Below are 15,620 nucleotides of genomic sequence, written 5' to 3'. Positions count from 1 at the left end.
GGGCGGATGATGCCGCAGCGGGCTGGCGCTGCGGATCGGGGTTTGCAGCGCGCTATCGGATGGTCTGCACGGGGCCGGCTCGCTGCGTGCGCTGCAGCCAGTCGAACACGGAGTCGACCGACACGGTGGCGATGCGGCCGGCGAAGCGGTCGCCGGTCGGGTGGTCGTCGAAGGCGACGTTCGCCCGCGTCAGGCGGGCGCCGAGGCGGGTGAAGGTGTCGATGCGCAGCACGCTGGGCCGGTAGCCCTGGCCGCGCAGCCAGGCCTGGGCCTCGGCGCGGCTGGCGATCCCGGACTCGGCGGCCATCGCCAGCGTCTCCAGAGCCCACTGGTTGGACTGCTGGTAGTGCGTCCCCCACGCGTAGGCCACCATGCTGTAGCGCGCGGTGTGCAGGCGGGCCACGCCGGCGTTGTCCTGCAGCAGCGGCAGCAGCCTGGCCTGCAGCGCCGCCTCCGGCACCACGTAGGCGGCCTCGTAGCGGAACGGCTTGTCGTTGAAGAACTCGCCCAGGCCCTGGCGGAACAGGTCGGCCCGGTCGCTGCCGCAGGCATTGAGCTTGTGCACCACGCGCCAGGCGCCGTCGCCCTGGCGGTAGGCGAAGCCGAAGTGCGACCAGCGCAGGCCGTAGGCCGACAGGTCCTGTCCGGCGCGGGCCAGCACCACCACCTGGGCGCCGCTCGCATCCAGTTGCCGGGCGGTGCGCGCGGCGAGTTCCATGCCGTCGGCCAGCTCGCGGGCGCTGAGATGGCCCGGCTCGCAGGTCCGGCCGGCCTGGGCCGGGGTGGCGGCCAGGAGCGCGGCGGCCAGCGCGGCGGCGATGACGAGGTGGCGCTTCATCGCGTGATCCGCTCTTCGTGCAACAGCGCGCGGCCCAGCTCGTTGGGGATGAAGGCGATCGCCTCGCCGGCAGCCGACAGCACGCAGCCCGCGGCGACCGTCGTGACGACGATGGTGGTGCCGACCACCGCCACCGAGGCGCCGGCCGCTTCGCTGCCGAAGCGGACGGAGATCCGCAGGCCATCGGAGGCGCGCTCGAGCACCCACACCGTGCCTTCGGCCAGCGCCTGCACGGCGACGACGGTGAAGACTGCGCCGCTGACCAGGACCGCGGACGGCGCGGCCACCGAGATGGCGACCGGCACCGACAGCGACAGGCCGGAGGCGGCGCTCAGGTCCGCGGAGGGGTTGGGATGGGCCTGCGAAGGCAGCGCAAAGCTGCCGAGGGCCACGGCGGCGGCCAGCACGGCCGCGCGCATCGGGAAGGAACGGCTGGACATGGTGTGCTCCTCGTTCGGTTCGGGATCAGGCGATCCGCTGTTCTTCGCGGCGCTCTTCGCCGTGGCGCAGCGTCGCCTCGGCGCGGTCGGCCTCGAAGGCATCGCGCAGCGTCTTGGCCAGCGTGAAGGCGCTGGAGATCAGGAACAGCCAGCTCACCAGCAGGTAGCCCTTGTAGGCCGGGTTGATCTGCATGCGCGCCAGGCCCCAGCCGGTCAGGCCCATGGCCAGCGCGAAGCCGCCCCAGACGACCAGGTTCCACATCGGCGTGTCGCTGCGCGGGCCGCGCTGCTGCAGGTCTCGCACATGCTTGGCCAGCGCGAAGACGGAGGTCAGGCAGAAGACGTAGCCCATCACCATGAAGGCCCGGTCCAGGTCTTCGCCCGGCAGCCAGGCCAGGCCGGTGGCGCAGACGGCGACCGCGACGCCGAACGACAGCCATACCTGGACGCGCCAGGCACGGGTATCACGACGGACGATCACGCGGGGGGACGGGGTGCTCATGGGCTTGCCTCTGGGGCGTTGTTGAAGACGGAGCGGATGCTGCGCTCGACGATTGTCGAAGTTGCTCGACAACTGTTGATGTGGTGTTTGGCACGCGGTCGGGTATCACATAGGGATACTTCTGGGCCGCGATTGCTACAGTTCACGGCATTGATCTAAGGGAGGATTGAATGCGGCTGAATCTCAAAAGAAGTGCCATGACCTTGCTGGCCGCGCTCGGCCTGGGCGTCGGCGCGGCACGGGCCGACACAGTGGTGGCCGACACCGCCATTGGCGGTGGCAAGGACGGAGGCACCTTCTTCTATCTGGCGGCCATCAATGGCCAAAAGGTGGAAGACAACGCGCTCAGGGCAAGCGTGATGGCCAGTCGGAACAACGGTCCGGACCTCGTCCTGCAGCAGAGGGAACGAACCGTGCCTGCCGGAAAGGTGCGGCTTTTGATGACCGCCCGCCATGCCTTTGCGGCGCCCGTACAGACCATGTTCCGCAGCCAGCCCGCGCCGGCGGAGCAAGAGGTAGAGGTCGAGTTGGAGGCCGACCACCGCTATCGCGTCAAGGGTGCCCTGGACGCCTACCGGAACGAGGTCTGGCTGGTAGATGAGCAGACCGGCAAACCGGTGGCATCCACGGTGACAAGGCGCGTCCAGGATCCTGCCGTCGAACAGGCCATGGCAGGCGCGTCCTACACCTGCTGCAACCTGCACTACGAGGGTGACTGGATCAGCGATGCGAATTGGAGCGACCTCCCGTTCGTACCGGCCGGTGCGCGCATCGTGCTGAAGGACTACGGCCGGCAGCGGGCGGAGGTCCTGATCGATGGTCGAAAGATGCGGATCGGACTGGACTACGGGCGCGAGCAGCAGACCCGTGAGCAGTTCGTCGGCAGCTTGATCGTCAAGGAAGATCCGCGCCAGCGCCTGGCCGCCTATCCCGCAGATCAGCAAGAGGCGATACGAGCCGGCAAGCTCCGGATCGGGATGACCAAGGAGCAGGTCATCATGTCGCTAGGCTATCCGCGTGCCGATCTGACGCGGTCACTCGCTTCGGAGCAGTGGCTCTATCACACGCTCGACGAGCAGCAGTTCGCCGTCGTGTTCGGAGCCTCCGAGACCGTCGTCCGAGTCGATGCCGGTCCGCAGGCGAGGAGCCTGATTTTGGTCGGCGCGGACTGATGTCCACCACCCAGGCCCTCGTCGACCAGATCAAGGCCGAGCTCAAGCTGGCCGGCATCACCTACGCGCAGCTGGCGCCCCGCATCGGCATGGCCGAATCCAGCGTCAAGCGCATGCTGGCCAAGGGCGAGATGCCGCTGTCGCGGGTGGACGAGATCTGCCGCGTGCTCAAGCTCGATTTCGCCGAGCTGGCGCGCAAGGTGGCCGACGCGCAGCCCTTGCGCACCGAGCTGACGCTGGAGCAGGAGCGCGCGGTGGTGGCCGACCGCAAGGTGCTGCTGATGGCCATCTGCTGCATGAGCCAGTGGACCTTCGAGCAGATCGTGGCCACCTACCGCGTGAGTGAAGCGGAGGCGGTGAAGCACCTGGCGCAGCTGGATCGCCTGGGCATCATCGAGCTGCGGCCGATGAACCGCTACCGGCTGCGCGTGGCCAAGGCCTTCCGCTGGCGGCCGCACGGGCCGGTGATGCAGTACTTCCGCGAAGAGGTGGTCACCGACTACTACGCCGGCGGCTTCGACGGCGAGGGCGAGATGCTCACGCTGGTGCACGGCCAGATCGGCCGCAGCCTGGCCACGCTGTTCAACGAGCGCTTGCAGCGCGTGGCGCAGGACTTCGCGCAGCAGCACCTGGCCGACCAGAAGCTGCCGGCCGAGCACAAGCGCGCCTACACCCTGGTCATCGCCATGCGCTCATGGCTGTTCGCGGCCTTTCGCGATCTCAAGCGCGACGGGATCGCGTGACCCCGCGGGCGAACCTCAGGCGCTGATCCCGACCGTCAGCGTGGCCGCATAGCCGGCCGAGTTGCTGCCGGTGACCGTGGCCAGCTGCGTGGCGGCCTGGGTGTCGCTGAAGACGTTGTCGCTCGACAGCGAGACGTTGGCGAAATTGCTCACGCTCGCGTCGTAGCCGGTGGCCACGCCGTAGACCTGGTTGCAGGCCGAGGCGGGCATCGCCAGCTGCGAGGTCTTGGTGGAGTTGCGCCCCGTGGTGGCCTCGTCCAGGCTCTGGTAGATCTCGAAGTGGATGTGCGGCCAGCGGCCGCTGTAGCAGGCCGGGAAGATGGTGGTGAAGGTGACTTCGCCGTTGCTGTCGGTCACTTGCACGCCGCGCAGGTAGTTCTCGTCGGTGACGCCGCTGGAGTACAGCGAGTAGTTGCCTTCGCGGCTGCAGTGCCAGAGGTAGATCGCGTAACCCTCGAGGCTGGCGCAGCTGGAGGCGGTGTTGACCAGCTTCAGCGTCACCGTCATGGGCACGCCCTCGGCCACGTTGTCGCCATAGTCGCCGAAGCTGGGGGTGATGTCGCTGCGCACGATGCCCGACATCGTCAGCACGTTGACGGTGCCGCTGCTGTTGCTGTTGGTGCCGTCGCCGGGGTAGGGGCCGCTGGTCTCGCTGGGGATCACGCTGCAGCTGTCGCTGCTGCTGCCCGAGCTGCCGGAACTGCCCGAGCTGTCGTAGCTGCCGCTGCCGGAGTCGCTGGAGGTGGTCGTCCCGGCTTCGCTGTCACTGCCTCCACCGCAGGCGATCATCGCCAGCGGCGAAGCCATCGCGGCGCCGGCGGCCAGCCAGCGCAGCGCGCCGCGGCGGGCCAGGGCGCGTTGGGCCATGGCCTGCATGTCGGCTGCCAGGCCATGCGGGTGGTCGTCGTGGCGGTCGTCGGGGTGGTGGTTCATGGGGCGGATCTCCTCGTGCTTTGGTGGGAATGAAAGAAGTTCAAGCGCTCACGCCGATGGTGAGCAGCGTGCTGTCGCGCAGCAGGCTCAGCAGCGGATGGGGCGTGTGGGCGCGGTCGGTCACGAGCACCGGCAGGCAACCTGCGCGGATGCCGGCGGGCGCGAGTGCTGCGCCAAGGGGCTGCGATGAGAGGTGGGTGACCATGGCTTGCATGGTCGCGGGGCGATGTATCGCCCGTTTGCCGCGTCTATGTCATGGGCGACACAGACATCGCGGGCCCTGGAAAGCCTGCGCGTCAGGGGGCAGGCAGCACCAGCCGCGCGCGCAGGCCGCCCTCGGCCCGATTGACCAGCGTGAGCGAGCCGCCATCGCGCTCGGCCAGGTCTCGCGCGATGGCCAGGCCCAGGCCCTGCCCACCGCGTGCCGTGCGGGCGCCTGGCGCTTCTTCGCCCAGCCGCACCCAGGGCTGGAAGGCGAGCTCGATCTGGTCGGGCGGGATGCCGGGCCCGTCGTCGTCGACCGTCAACTCGACCCGTGCGCCCTGCGGAACGATGGCCACGCGCGCGCGGCCGCCATAGCGCAGCGCGTTGCCGATGAGGTTGTCGACGATGCGGCCCAGCGCCGCCGGGTGGGCGCGTGCGCGGGCTGCCCGCATGCCGCCCAACGCCACGTCGTGACCCGCTGCGGCCAGGTCGTCGACCCGGGCCTGCACCAGCGCGACCAGGTCGATCACGGCCGCCGGCGCACCGTCACGCTGCTCTCGCAGCACCGACAGGCTGCTGTCGATCAGGCCGTCCATCTCGCGGATGTCGGAAACCGCGGCCTCTGCCTGCGGGCCCTCGAAGGATTCCAGCCGCATGCGCAGGCGGGTCAGCGGCGTGCGCAGGTCGTGCGACACGCCGGCCATGTGCAGCCCCCGCAGGTCGAACTGCTCCTGCAACCGCCCGGCCATGCGGTTGAACGCGGCCGCCGCTTCGCGCACTTCGTGCGTGCCGTGCCGTTCGTCCAGCGTGGGCGGCGTGGCACCTTGCGGCAGTCCTTCGGACAGGGTGCCGGCGGCGCGCGAGAGCCGCTTCATCGGGGCCGCGAGCCAACGGGCGCCCAAGGCCGCGCCCAGCGCGATGACGAGCGCCCGGATGCCGTAGTCGAGCCAGAGCACCGACGACGGCAGCTCGCCGCCGCCCGGGCCGCCGTCGGGCGGTGGTTCCATCGCTCCAGGGGGCGGGCCAACGGCGCCGTCCGGCGCATCCGCATCGGGTCCTGGCGCTCCGAGGCCGCCGGGGCCATCGGCCGGCCCGGCCTGCGGACGCGTTCCGCCCATCGGCCCGCCCGGCGGCAACGAGCCCAAGGTGGGCACCTGCCGTCCGCCCTGCGCACCTTCGGGCAGCGCCGGAACCGCCAGCCAGTAGGCCACCACATGGCTGCCCACCAGCACCAGCCACATCAGCACGAACAGGCGCAGGCCCAGGGTGTCGAAGCGGCGCCAGTTCCGCGGCGCCCTCACGGCCCCCCCACCGCGCCGGGGTCGAAGCGATAGCCCTCGCCTCGCACGGTCCAGATGAGCGGTGATCCGGCGTCGGTGCCGAGCTTGCTGCGCAGGCGCGAGACCGCGAGGTCTATGCTGCGGTCGCTCGGCAGCCCGGCCGCCGCGGTGCCTGACGCCGACGACAAGGCCAGCAGCTTCTCGCGGCCGAGCACCTGGCCGGGATGGTCGACGAAGACCGACAGCAGCCGGAACTCCGTCGCCGACAGCGGCACCACCACGCCCTCGGGCGAAATCAGGCGGCGCTGGATGCGATCGAACTGCCAGCTGCCGATGCGCAGCGGGGCGCCCGCGGCCTTCGCGGCCATCAAGGCGTTGCCACGCCGCAGGACGGCCTTGATGCGTGCCACCAGCTCGCGCAGCTCGAAAGGCTTGGGCAGGTAGTCGTCGGCGCCCAGCTCCAGGCCCAGCACGCGCGAGAGCGGGTCGCCTTGGGCGGTGAGCATGATCACCGGCAACGTCGGCGCGACCTTCTTGGCCCACTGGCAAAGCGCGAGGCCGTTCTCGTCCGGCAGCATCAGGTCGAGCAGCAGCACGTCGATGCCGCCTTCGGGCAGCCGGTGCCGCAGCCCGGCGCCGTCCTCCACCACCTCCACTTCGAAGCCGAAGCCGCGCAGGTATTCCTGCAGCAGGGTGCGGATCGCGTGGTCGTCGTCGACGATGAGGCAGCGGGTCATCGGGGGGCGAGGCAGAGGCGGGGAGTTTGACAGTCCTTGCGGGAACGCCCATTCAGCGGGGCCGCAGGGCCTCGGCCAGGCGATCGGGCGTGCCCTGCACGCGCTCCAGCCGAGGGTAGCGGGGGCCGCCGCGCCAGTCGACGGTGACGGTGCGGTAGAGGTCGCCGTCCTTGACGAGCAGGCGCAGCGGTGCGCGGCCCTCGCGGTTGTCACGCAGCGCCGCCTCCACCCGCTCGGGCTTGTAGGCGAGATCGTTGACGGCCACCAGCGCCATGCCCTTGGTGAGGCCGGCGTTGAAGGCGGGGCTGCCCCAGAAGACCTCGGTCAGCGTGCCGTCGCCGATCACGCGAAGGCCCAGCGAATAGGCCAGGTCCTGTGGCCGCTCGGTGCCCGAGGGGCCCTCCCAGCCTCGCTCGTGGGCCTGGAAGCGGCTTTCCTCGTCGGCCCAGGCCAGGCGCCAGCCGCTTTCGGCCAGGCCGGGGACGACACGGCCTGTGGCCTCCAGCCGCTCGTCGAAGAAGCGGCGCCAGTCGTGCCGCTGCACGCCTTGCAGGGCGGCGAGCAGTTCGTCTTCGCCGTAGGGTCGTGGCGCGATGGAGCCGTCGGCCCGGGTGGCGGTGGGGCCGCCGAAGAAGCGCCGCGCCAGGTCGTCGAGCGAGCGCCGGCCGCCGCTGGCCGCGCGCATCGTCATGTCGGCCTCCAGCCAGACCAGCGCCGCCTCGTCGTAGAAGTCGGAATGGCGCTGCCACGACTCCCACTCGCGCGACCAGCCGGGGCCCAGGGCCGGGTCGTTCACCGTGTCCTGCAGTGGCCGCCACAGCCGGCCCTGGCGCGCGCCCAGGTCGGCCAGGATGTTGGCCAGGCGGTCGCGCACCTGCTCGGGCGTGGTCAGGCCCGCGCGCGCGGCGAGCACCCGGCCCCAGTACTCGGTCAGGCCCTCGTACACCCAGAGCAGCGTGTTGCCGGTCGGCCGCTGGTAGTCGACCTGCGCCAAGCCGGCGGGGCGCGCGTGCTTGCCGTTCCACGAGTGAACGTACTCGTGGGCCAGCAGCTCGCGGCCGCGGATGGCCTCGTCCCAATCCTTGAAGTAGTCGGGGCGCAGGCCGTTCTCGCTCGATTCGTGGTGCTCCAGGCCCATGCCGCCGAACTCGTCGGACAGCGCGAGCATCAGGTCGTAGTGGCGGAAGTGCCGGGTGCCGCCGAAGAGCTTGTCGGCCTGCACGGCCAGCGCGCGATGGGCATCGAGCTGCGCCTTGCCGGCCTCGAGGCCGGAGGCGTCGTCGGCGAACAGGCTCAGGACGACCGGCCGCGCGGTCCCGGGCGGATCCAGCGGGATCTGCTTCAGGTGCCGGCCGGCGAACAGCGGCGAGTCCACCAGCGTCTCGACCGACACCTCGCCGAAGGCGACCCAGCCGTCGGCCCCCGGCTGCACCGGCTCGCCGGCGGGGCCGCGCAGCGCACTGGCCTGCTGCCAGCGCGGGGGCAGCCTGAGCTTCGGCAGGACGCGCACCGCGTCGATCGAAGGGCCGGCCGGGTACAGCAGCACCGACTCCCACTCGATGCCGAGCACGCTGCGCGCGATGCTGGCCCGGTCGCCGCTGCCGCGAACCGGGGAGAGGTACTGGAACGACAGCGACAGCTCGCCCGCATTCGAAGGGACGTCGACGACGAGGGTGAAGGGATCCGCCGATTCGCGCCGCCAGGCCAGGCGCCGGCCGCCCGCCTCGATCACCAGGCCGGCCAGGCGCGTCGCATCGCCATAAGGCCCGTGGCCGCCCGGCAGGTAGCGTGCAAAGCGCAGCGAAAGCGTGGCCGGCGCGGGCTTTGGCAAGGGCAGCGTCTGCTCCACTCGCACGATGCGACGGTCCAGGTCCGTGGCGTCCACCTTCAAGGCCATCGTGCCCGGCCACGAACCGGGCGGGCCGTCGGCTCCCAGTGCCGCGGCGCACCATGACGCGATGACGGCCAGCACGGCGGTACGAAAGTGACGGTGCATGCGCGGATCCCCATGAGCTGAACCGGGCTTGCACCATAACCGAGCCCGCCGCCTTCGCAGCGGGGCCGGTCACGCCTCGGCGCCGTCGTCGTCGCCGTGGTCAGTGTGGTTCGGCGGTCAGGGGCTTGCCGACACGCTGCCGTAGAGGCCACCCTTCTCGTCATCGACCCCGGCGGCGAAGTACAGCTTGTTCTTGTCCTGGCCGTTCACGCCGTTGCCGAAGGCCATGCCCCACAGGCCGTCGATGTGCAGCTTCTCGCCGTTGGCATCCTTGAGGTAGCCCAGGAAGCGGCCGGTCTTCGGGTTGTAGGCGGCGATGGTGCCGTTGCCGAAGCTGCCGACCAGGAAGGCGTTGCTGAAGTCGCCGAAGTCGGCCGGCGCCATCGCCATGCCCCAGGGCGCGTTCAGGCCCCGGTGCTTGATCAGGCGCCGCACGAAGTGGCCGTCGAAATCGAAGACATCGATGAAGCCCTTGGTCTTGCCGGCCTGCTCGTCCTCACCGGCCTTGTCGCGCTTGGCGTAGGCCACGTAGAGGTGGTCGCCGAAGGTCTGGATGTTGAACGGTGCGTAGTCGAAGTGCAGCAGCGGATTGACGAAGCCGCCGTCGGTCGCGACCGGCTGGAAGCTGGCGTCGAAGGCGTCGATGCGGCCGTTCACGAAGTCGGCCGCGAACAGCATGTTGCCGTGCGGCGTGGCGGCGATCGCCATGCCGCGATAGCTCGCCTCCGGCGTGGTGACGACGAGGACGGCGTTGTTCAGGTCCACGCCGGGCGCCCAGCCCGAGATCGTGCCGTCCTCGGTGCAGAAGATGAAGCGGCTGGGGCCTTCCTTGCCGTCCTTGCTGACGACGAAATCCTCCGATCCGCTGTAGACGATGCCGGTCGGCTCGCCGGTACCGATGCCACCGGCCGGTGGCACGTTGACCACCAGGGTCTGCGGAACGCCGGCACCGTCGTACAGCGTCGACGTGCCGGTGCCCTCGTTGGCCACCCAGACGAAGCCCACGGGGTTGAAGGCAATGCCCCAGGGGTTCTTGAGGTTGGGATCGGTGTGGTCGGCCGGCACGCTGCCGTCAGAGACCAGGGCGTGCACCGTGTACGCCGTCGCGGCCTGGGCCGCAGAGGCACCGAAGGCACCCACGAGCGCGACCGCCAGCGCGGCGGCCATGGGCGAGCGCATGACGAAGGAACGTCGTTGCATCTGATTCTCCTTGCGAGGTGACAAGACGATTCGAAGGGCCCGCCGGACCTCCTGGGCCCGGCAAGCCGGCACGCCGCGGCGGCAGGCGCGGTTCGCCGTCGGTGGGTGCCTCGGCGCCGGGCCGGGGTTGCATCGCTATAGTCGGCACGCCAAAGGGGGGAATGACGATGCAGGCCACTACACGCTGGGCCCGCGTACTTTGCAGCGCGGCGATCACCTTGGCCATCTCGATGATTGCGCACGCAGCCCCGAGCGATTCGGGCCCGGCCGGGACGAGCGACGAAGACCTCTGGCGCGAGGAACTCACTGCGCAGCTCGTCCCGCCCGACGATGCGCCGATGCCGACGTGGCTTCGCCAGAAGCTGCAGGAGATGGGCCGGCGGGCGGTGTCTCGACTGCTCCCGCGCTTGCCCGAGGTTGCTGCCCGCATGGGCCTGCCGAGCGGCGAGGAGCACGTCGCCCACCGGCGTGCGTTGGCCTGGTGGTTCAACCGCTATGCCATCGCCACCCTGCGTCTGCCGCTGGAAGCGAAACAGGCGCTGCTCGAGTCGCGCTATGGCGGCGAAGGCGCCACCTGCGACGTGTTTCCGTGGACCCTTCCGAACTGGTATCACTGGTCGCCCGCCCTGGCACACGCAGCGCCGGCCTGGCAGCAAGTCTGGCTGCAACACTATGAGCGGACCCTGGACGCATCGATCGAAGGGGTCGAGACGCCCGAGCGGCCGTCGCTTGAAAGGCTCGACGCGTTGGAGCGGATGATGGAGCGGGCCGTGATGCCACAAGCGCCAGCGGCATGGAAGCTGCCGCCGCCTCTCGTGGCGGCCTTGCTGGCGGACAAGCCTGACATGAGCGAGGAGGTGGGTTGTCGCCTCATGCGCTGGTGGTGGGGCCAGGTGCGCAGCCTGGGCGTGGCCGACCGCGCGGCCTACGTCGATGCCCACTTCTGGAACGACGCCGAGCAGTTGCCCGCCTTCTATATGGCGGATTTCGAGGTCGGCGCCGTCCGGGCCGTGACGGGGCCTGCGGCCTACCCTGGCGCGGCGAGGTGGCTGGAGATCGACGGCGCCACGCGGGTCCGCGTGACTCTCGATGAAGACGACAAGCCGGTGCGTGCCGAGATCACGGGCCGCCGGCACGACTTCAGCTGGCTGGGCGGCGATTCGCCGGTCATCTTCGTTCGGCTCTTCGACGAGTTGGCCATCGAAACCGCGATGCGGGTGGCGTTCGATCCGTCCCGCGTCAGGAAGGTCGACGGCGTCCGCGTGATAGACCTGGAGCTCGAGTGGCGGCTGCAGGACTGAGGCGTCAGCGCCTCCAGCCGCCCTGCATCGCCTGCTGCTCGGCGGCCGCATCGAGCGCCGGGCCTTCGATGCGCTGGTCGATCTCGGCCAGCAGCGCGGGTGGCAAGGCGCTCGCGGCCTGGCGTGCGCCTTCGGTGGCCGCCGTAGCCGGGGCCTGGACCAGCATCTGCATCGCCCAGTCGCCGCCTTCTCGGCAGGCGAGGCCGGCGTGCGCGGCGGTGGTGAAGCTGCGGCAATAGCGCCCGGACCGGTCGACGAAGCTCAGGGGAACGCCCACGTCGGCGCCCAGCGGCCGCGTGGCGGCGGTCTGCGTGTTCAGGGCCGTCTCGACCGCGCCGCGCGCGACGAGGCGGCCGCCGTCCTGCAGCGCGAAACCTTCAGGGGCGACGCCGCCCCCGGGCCAGTAGGCGTGGCCGATGAAGACCGCTGCGGCGAGGCTGGCGGCCCAGGCGCCCCAGCGGGCGGGCCCGCCCCAGCGCGGCTCGTTGGAGGCCTCGCCGGCGCGCGCCGCGGCGGCCTTGCGGTGCGAGGCCAGCGACACCACAGGCGCCGGCGCGCGCGGCTCGGCCTTCAAGGCCTCTCGCAGTCGCGCGGGCACGGGCTCGTCGAGCTCGGGCGCGAAGGCGTGGCGCACGCGCTCGCGCAACGCCTCGTGCTCGGCCAGGCGGGTGACGAGCGTTGGGTCCGCGGCCAGCGCGGCCTCGACGACTTCGCGCATGGCGGTGTCCAGCTCGCCGTCGGCATAGGCCATCAGCTGTTCGTCGGTGATCGCAGGGGTGGGGTCCATCTCGGGTCTCGGTTCAGTGGGGCGACAGGCGGGCCTGCAGGGCCTCGCGGGCGCGGGCGAGGCGGCTGGTCAGCGTGCCGATCGGGATGCCCAGGGCTTCGGCCGCTTCCTTGTAGGGCAGGCCCTCGACCAGCACGAGGGCAACCACCGCGCGCTGCTCTTCGCTGAGCAGGGCCACGGCCTTGCGGACGGCGATCGCGTCCAGCGGCGCGTCGCTGGCGCCGGAGCCGACTTCGGCGGCGGCTTCGTCATCGACGATCAGCACCTCGCCCTGGCGCCGGCGCGCGCGCAGTTCGTCGATCCAGGCGTTCTGCATGATGCGAAAGAGCCAGCTGTCCAGCCGCGTGCCAGCCTGCCACTGGGCACTGCGATTCAGCGCCCGTTCGATGGCCAGCTGCACCAGGTCGTCCGCATCTTCGCGGTGGCCGGTGAGCTGGCGGCCGAAGCGCCGCAGCCGCGGCAGCAGGGCGGCGATCTCGTCGCGAAGGGAAAAGGCATCAACCGTCATGGGAGTTGTCACGACAACGTCGGGCGGCGGGATTTTCTTCCCGTCCGGCGTCGTTATCCTCGTACCGTGAAGTTCCTCCATCGGATCCTCTGGGCGCTGAACGCCTGTCTGGCCGTCGCCTCGCCCGCTCAGGCCCAGCTCCGCCTGCCGGGCGGGGGCCTCAACCTGCCGGCCTTGCCCATCGTGCAGCAGCCGCTGCAACGCAGCGAGCGCCTGGTCGAGGATCGCCTGCAGAACCTGCGCAGGGATCTCGTCCGCACGCTGCTGCGCGATCACGCCGACGTGCTCGAGGCGGATCCTGCCGGCGAGGCGATCGTGCGTGGCGAGCTGCTGTTGCTGGCGCCTTCGCCCGAGCTGCTGGCGTCGGCTCAAGCAGCCGGCTTCACGCGACTGCGCGAGGAAGCCCCGGACGGGCTGGAGGAGCTTCGCGGCGTGGTGCTGCGCGCGCCCCGTGGCCGTTCGACGACCGAAGCGCGGGATCAGCTGCGCCAGCTCGATCCGACGCTGGTGGTCGACTTCAACCATGTGTACACGCCCGGCGGAGAAACGGGGGGCTCGGTGCCGGTGCCCTCGGGTTCGTCGCCGGCTCCCGGCGGCTCTGTCCGGCATCGCGTCGGCCTGATCGACGGCGGTGTCGATGCCAGCCACCCCGCATTGCGCGAGGCGGCCATCCAGCGTTGGGGCTGCGAAGGCCAGGCGGTCGGCAGCCCGCACGGCACGGCGGTGGCATCGCTGCTGGTGGGGCAGGACAGGCCTTTCGGCGGCGCCTTGGCCGGCGCAGCACTGTTCGCGGCCGATGTCTATTGTGGCGAGCCGGTCGGCGGCTCCGCCGAGCGCATCGCGCAGGCGCTGGCCTGGATGGCGAAGGAGCGCGTCGCCGTGGTGAATGTCAGCCTGGTCGGGCCGGCCAATCGCTGGCTGGAGCAGGCGGTGCTGGCCTTGGCCCGACGAGGCCATGTGGTGGTCGCCGCGGTCGGCAACGACGGGCCGGCCGCGCCGCCCCTCTACCCCGCCTCGTATGCCGACGCGGTGGGCGTCACCGCGGTGAACGCGAAGCGGCGCGTGCTGCCCGAGGCGGCGCAAGGGCCGCAAGTGCAGTTCGCCGCGCCGGGATTCGAGCTGGCGGCGGCGATGCCCGGCGGCTCGTCGTATGCCAGCGTGCGCGGCACGTCGTTCGCCTCGCCGCTGGTCGCCGGGCTGCTGGCGGCACAGCTGGACACGCCGGACCCGGTCGCCGCGAAGCGGGCGGTGCAAGCCCTGGCGCGGCAGGCGGTGGATCTGGGCGCCAGCGGCCGTGACCCGGTGTTCGGCTGGGGCCTGGTAGCCGAATCGAGCCGCATCGCGCCGGAGGTGGTGCATGCGAACGCCACGCTGCCGGCCCGCTGACTGAAAGGGTTTGTAAGCGCGGGAAGAAGCCCGGCGTGGCGGTCGTTGTCGAGGCAAGAGGCAGGAGATGTCACCGCCTCTGAACACCACGAAAGGACCTCGAGATGAAGACCCGACTCACCTCCATCACCGTGATCGTCGCCGCCCTGGGTGCGGCCGTGCTCTGCTCCACCGCCCACGCCGGCCTGCTGGGCGGTGGTGGATTCGGCGGCGCCGGCGCCTTGGGCGGCAGTGGCACCCTGGGCGGCTCGTTCGGCCCGCGCAGCCTGGACGCAGGCGGCCAGCTGGCCGGCAGAGTGGCCCGGCAAACTCAGGATGCGGCCCAGCAGACCCAGGACTCCGCGCAAGGCGCAGGCAAGGCGACCGGCGGTGCGACCGGCAGTGCGACCGGCAGTGCGGCAGGTTCCGCCGGCCAGGCTCCCACGGTGGCACCCTCGGGCGGCACCGCGGCAGCCCCGGCCGCTCAGCGCCCGGCGACTGCGCTGGCAGGCTCGGGCACCGGCAGCGCTGCCGCCGGCCCGGCGACGGGCAACGCTGCGGGGGCGGCCCAGGCCTCGCGAGAGGGCCGGCACGTGAATGCCGGTGCCACCGGCGCGGCCGATGCGTCAGTGCAGCACTGACGTTAGCTGGCGACTCAGGCCGGCTGCTCCTCGATGAGGTAGCTCGCCCCTTCGTACTGCGCCAGCACGTCGACCAGCCAGGGCATGACGCCCTGCAGGGTCTCGTGCAGCGTGTACGGAGGGTTGATGACCACCAGCCCGCTGCCGGCCAGGCCGAAGCCCTGCGAGTCGGTCTGCGCCACCGTCAGGCGCACGTGCAGCCAGCCCTTGGGCGCCAGGCTGATCAGGCGTTTGGGCAGCTGCTGCGACTCGATCCTGGCCAGGTGCGGATACCAGATGATGTAGACGCCCTCGGGAAAGCGCTGCACCGCATCGCGCATGGACGCGACCACCTTGCCGTAGTCGCTCACCACTTCGTACGACGGGTCCATCAGCACCAGCGCGCGCCGGGGGTTCGGCGGCACCTGGCCCTTCAGGCCGGCGAAGCCGTCCTCGTTGATCACCTGCACGTGGCGGCCGCCGAAATGCGCCGCCAGGGTGCGCGCGTCGCTGGGATGCAGCTCGAACAGGCGCATCGAATCGCCGGGTCGCATCAGCATGCGCGCCAGCGAAGGCGAGCCCGGGTACAGCGCCAGCGGCGGCGTCATGCCTTTCTCGAGCTGGGGCGGGGGCTCGCCGGGCTGGGCCTGCGGCAGGTTGAAGCGCTGGGCCAGGTGAACGTAGTCGGCCACGGCCGGCGGCAGGTCGGGGCGGCTCCAGAGCCGGTTGATGCCCTCGCGGTACTCGGCCTTCTTCTGGGCCTGCGCTCCCTTGAGCAGGTAGCCGCCGGCGCCGGCGTGGGTGTCGATGTAGCGGAAGGGCTTGTCCTTGGCTGTCATGTAGCGCAACACCTGGTCGAGGACCAGGTGCTTGAGGACGTCGGCATGGTTGCCCGCGTGAAAGGCGTGTCGGTAGGCCAGCATGGGGCGGGGGAAAGGGCGCGCTCTAACGCGAACGCGCGGGTACTGCACGAACCAGCGCCGAGAGCTTCGAC

Annotated in this window: 17 protein-coding genes; 5 read left to right on the top strand and 12 right to left on the bottom strand. The window is 70.9% G+C overall.

All coding sequences use genetic code 11. The features are described from left to right. Positions 1-52: 52 nt before the first annotated feature. From ACS5PM_RS09625 to ACS5PM_RS09615, 3 genes are read right to left on the bottom strand one after another with little or no spacing between them, the layout of a single operon-like run. Positions 53-838, bottom strand: a complete 786-nt coding sequence (locus tag ACS5PM_RS09625; RefSeq protein WP_439387390.1) for a DUF2145 domain-containing protein — start codon at positions 836-838, stop codon at positions 53-55. Then, positions 835-1,278: a hypothetical protein gene (locus ACS5PM_RS09620; protein ID WP_439387389.1), complete on the bottom strand. Its 444-nt coding sequence runs from the start codon at positions 1,276-1,278 to the stop codon at positions 835-837. Before ACS5PM_RS09620 ends, ACS5PM_RS09625 begins: the two co-directional genes overlap by 4 nt. A gap of 25 nt (positions 1,279-1,303) precedes the next feature. Then, positions 1,304-1,780: a YiaA/YiaB family inner membrane protein gene (locus ACS5PM_RS09615; RefSeq protein WP_439387388.1), complete on the bottom strand. Its 477-nt coding sequence runs from the start codon at positions 1,778-1,780 to the stop codon at positions 1,304-1,306. Positions 1,781-1,977: 197 nt separating this feature from the next. On the opposite strand from ACS5PM_RS09615, the gene ACS5PM_RS09610 reads away from it, so the two are divergent. Next, positions 1,978-2,952, top strand: coding sequence for a hypothetical protein (locus tag ACS5PM_RS09610; RefSeq protein ID WP_439387387.1), 975 nt, complete (start codon positions 1,978-1,980; stop codon positions 2,950-2,952). Next, complete coding sequence (locus tag ACS5PM_RS09605) at positions 2,952-3,695, top strand: helix-turn-helix domain-containing protein (RefSeq protein ID WP_439387386.1); 744 nt, start codon at positions 2,952-2,954, stop codon at positions 3,693-3,695. The genes ACS5PM_RS09610 and ACS5PM_RS09605 overlap by 1 nt, the downstream gene beginning before the upstream one ends. Positions 3,696-3,710: 15 nt before the next feature. Here ACS5PM_RS09605 and ACS5PM_RS09600 read toward each other — a convergent pair whose 3' ends face one another. The 6 genes from ACS5PM_RS09600 to ACS5PM_RS09575 all read right to left on the bottom strand — a co-directional run bounded on the left by ACS5PM_RS09600 (position 3,711) and on the right by ACS5PM_RS09575 (position 10,045). After that, positions 3,711-4,628 carry an intradiol ring-cleavage dioxygenase gene (locus ACS5PM_RS09600; RefSeq protein ID WP_439387385.1) on the bottom strand — a complete coding sequence of 306 codons (918 nt, stop codon included), beginning with the start codon at positions 4,626-4,628 and terminating at the stop codon, positions 3,711-3,713. Between the two features lie 40 nt (positions 4,629-4,668). Further along, the gene (locus tag ACS5PM_RS09595) at positions 4,669-4,833 is read right to left on the bottom strand and encodes a hypothetical protein (RefSeq protein ID WP_439387384.1); all 165 of its coding nucleotides are present in this window, start codon (positions 4,831-4,833) and stop codon (positions 4,669-4,671) included. A gap of 91 nt (positions 4,834-4,924) precedes the next feature. Then, positions 4,925-6,133 (bottom strand): ATP-binding protein, encoded by a 1,209-nt coding sequence (locus tag ACS5PM_RS09590; protein ID WP_439387383.1) that lies wholly within the window; start codon positions 6,131-6,133, stop codon positions 4,925-4,927. Beyond that, complete coding sequence (locus ACS5PM_RS09585) at positions 6,130-6,849, bottom strand: response regulator transcription factor (RefSeq protein WP_439387382.1); 720 nt, start codon at positions 6,847-6,849, stop codon at positions 6,130-6,132. The genes ACS5PM_RS09590 and ACS5PM_RS09585 overlap by 4 nt, the downstream gene beginning before the upstream one ends. 52 nt (positions 6,850-6,901) lie before the next feature. Beyond that, positions 6,902-8,845, bottom strand: a complete 1,944-nt coding sequence (locus ACS5PM_RS09580; protein ID WP_439387381.1) for a M61 family metallopeptidase — start codon at positions 8,843-8,845, stop codon at positions 6,902-6,904. 117 nt (positions 8,846-8,962) lie between these two features. After that, positions 8,963-10,045 (bottom strand): TIGR03118 family protein, encoded by a 1,083-nt coding sequence (locus ACS5PM_RS09575; RefSeq protein ID WP_439387380.1) that lies wholly within the window; start codon positions 10,043-10,045, stop codon positions 8,963-8,965. 167 nt (positions 10,046-10,212) lie between these two features. Between ACS5PM_RS09575 and ACS5PM_RS09570 the strand changes: the two genes are divergently transcribed. Continuing rightward, entirely contained in the window at positions 10,213-11,346 is a 1,134-nt protein-coding gene (locus tag ACS5PM_RS09570; RefSeq protein WP_439387379.1) for a hypothetical protein, read from the top strand. Positions 11,347-11,350: 4 nt separating this feature from the next. Here ACS5PM_RS09570 and ACS5PM_RS09565 read toward each other — a convergent pair whose 3' ends face one another. After that, on the bottom strand, positions 11,351-12,133 hold the full coding sequence (locus ACS5PM_RS09565) for an anti-sigma factor family protein (RefSeq protein WP_439387378.1): 783 nt from the start codon (positions 12,131-12,133) through the stop codon (positions 11,351-11,353). A 13-nt stretch (positions 12,134-12,146) separates the two neighbouring features. Further along, positions 12,147-12,641 (bottom strand): RNA polymerase sigma factor, encoded by a 495-nt coding sequence (locus ACS5PM_RS09560; RefSeq protein WP_439387377.1) that lies wholly within the window; start codon positions 12,639-12,641, stop codon positions 12,147-12,149. Between the two features lie 66 nt (positions 12,642-12,707). Between ACS5PM_RS09560 and ACS5PM_RS09555 the strand changes: the two genes are divergently transcribed. Both ACS5PM_RS09555 and ACS5PM_RS09550 read left to right on the top strand, forming a co-directional pair. Further along, on the top strand, positions 12,708-14,027 hold the full coding sequence (locus ACS5PM_RS09555; protein ID WP_439387376.1) for a S8 family serine peptidase: 1,320 nt from the start codon (positions 12,708-12,710) through the stop codon (positions 14,025-14,027). Between the two features lie 104 nt (positions 14,028-14,131). Continuing rightward, positions 14,132-14,647 (top strand): hypothetical protein, encoded by a 516-nt coding sequence (locus tag ACS5PM_RS09550; RefSeq protein WP_439387375.1) that lies wholly within the window; start codon positions 14,132-14,134, stop codon positions 14,645-14,647. Between the two features lie 14 nt (positions 14,648-14,661). On the opposite strand, the gene ACS5PM_RS09545 is transcribed toward ACS5PM_RS09550, so the two are convergent. Beyond that, positions 14,662-15,549 (bottom strand): 23S rRNA (adenine(2030)-N(6))-methyltransferase RlmJ, encoded by an 888-nt coding sequence (locus tag ACS5PM_RS09545; protein ID WP_439387374.1) that lies wholly within the window; start codon positions 15,547-15,549, stop codon positions 14,662-14,664. Positions 15,550-15,620 lie beyond the last annotated feature (71 nt).

It is taken from the genome of Ideonella flava (assembly GCF_051857595.1).
In the GTDB taxonomy this organism is placed as follows: Bacteria; Pseudomonadota; Gammaproteobacteria; order Burkholderiales; family Burkholderiaceae_C; genus Ideonella.
Note: the sequence above shows the minus strand (reverse complement) of the source record. Positions and strands in the feature narration are given on the sequence as shown.

What these genes read in the sequence shown, in the direction of transcription:
- ACS5PM_RS09625 (WP_439387390.1), bottom strand. Translation starts at nt 838, where the DNA reads ATGAAGCGCCACCTCGTCATCGCCGCCGCGCTGGCCGCCGCGCTCCTG.
- ACS5PM_RS09620 (WP_439387389.1), bottom strand. Translation starts at nt 1,278, where the DNA reads ATGTCCAGCCGTTCCTTCCCGATGCGCGCGGCCGTGCTGGCCGCCGCC.
- ACS5PM_RS09615 (WP_439387388.1), bottom strand. Translation starts at nt 1,780, where the DNA reads ATGAGCACCCCGTCCCCCCGCGTGATCGTCCGTCGTGATACCCGTGCC.
- ACS5PM_RS09610 (WP_439387387.1), top strand. Translation starts at nt 1,978, where the DNA reads ATGACCTTGCTGGCCGCGCTCGGCCTGGGCGTCGGCGCGGCACGGGCC.
- ACS5PM_RS09605 (WP_439387386.1), top strand. Translation starts at nt 2,952, where the DNA reads ATGTCCACCACCCAGGCCCTCGTCGACCAGATCAAGGCCGAGCTCAAG.
- ACS5PM_RS09600 (WP_439387385.1), bottom strand. Translation starts at nt 4,628, where the DNA reads ATGAACCACCACCCCGACGACCGCCACGACGACCACCCGCATGGCCTG.
- ACS5PM_RS09595 (WP_439387384.1), bottom strand. Translation starts at nt 4,833, where the DNA reads ATGGTCACCCACCTCTCATCGCAGCCCCTTGGCGCAGCACTCGCGCCC.
- ACS5PM_RS09585 (WP_439387382.1), bottom strand. Translation starts at nt 6,849, where the DNA reads ATGACCCGCTGCCTCATCGTCGACGACGACCACGCGATCCGCACCCTG.
- ACS5PM_RS09580 (WP_439387381.1), bottom strand. Translation starts at nt 8,845, where the DNA reads ATGCACCGTCACTTTCGTACCGCCGTGCTGGCCGTCATCGCGTCATGG.
- ACS5PM_RS09575 (WP_439387380.1), bottom strand. Translation starts at nt 10,045, where the DNA reads ATGCAACGACGTTCCTTCGTCATGCGCTCGCCCATGGCCGCCGCGCTG.
- ACS5PM_RS09570 (WP_439387379.1), top strand. Translation starts at nt 10,213, where the DNA reads ATGCAGGCCACTACACGCTGGGCCCGCGTACTTTGCAGCGCGGCGATC.
- ACS5PM_RS09565 (WP_439387378.1), bottom strand. Translation starts at nt 12,133, where the DNA reads ATGGACCCCACCCCTGCGATCACCGACGAACAGCTGATGGCCTATGCC.
- ACS5PM_RS09560 (WP_439387377.1), bottom strand. Translation starts at nt 12,641, where the DNA reads ATGACGGTTGATGCCTTTTCCCTTCGCGACGAGATCGCCGCCCTGCTG.
- ACS5PM_RS09550 (WP_439387375.1), top strand. Translation starts at nt 14,132, where the DNA reads ATGAAGACCCGACTCACCTCCATCACCGTGATCGTCGCCGCCCTGGGT.
- ACS5PM_RS09545 (WP_439387374.1), bottom strand. Translation starts at nt 15,549, where the DNA reads ATGCTGGCCTACCGACACGCCTTTCACGCGGGCAACCATGCCGACGTC.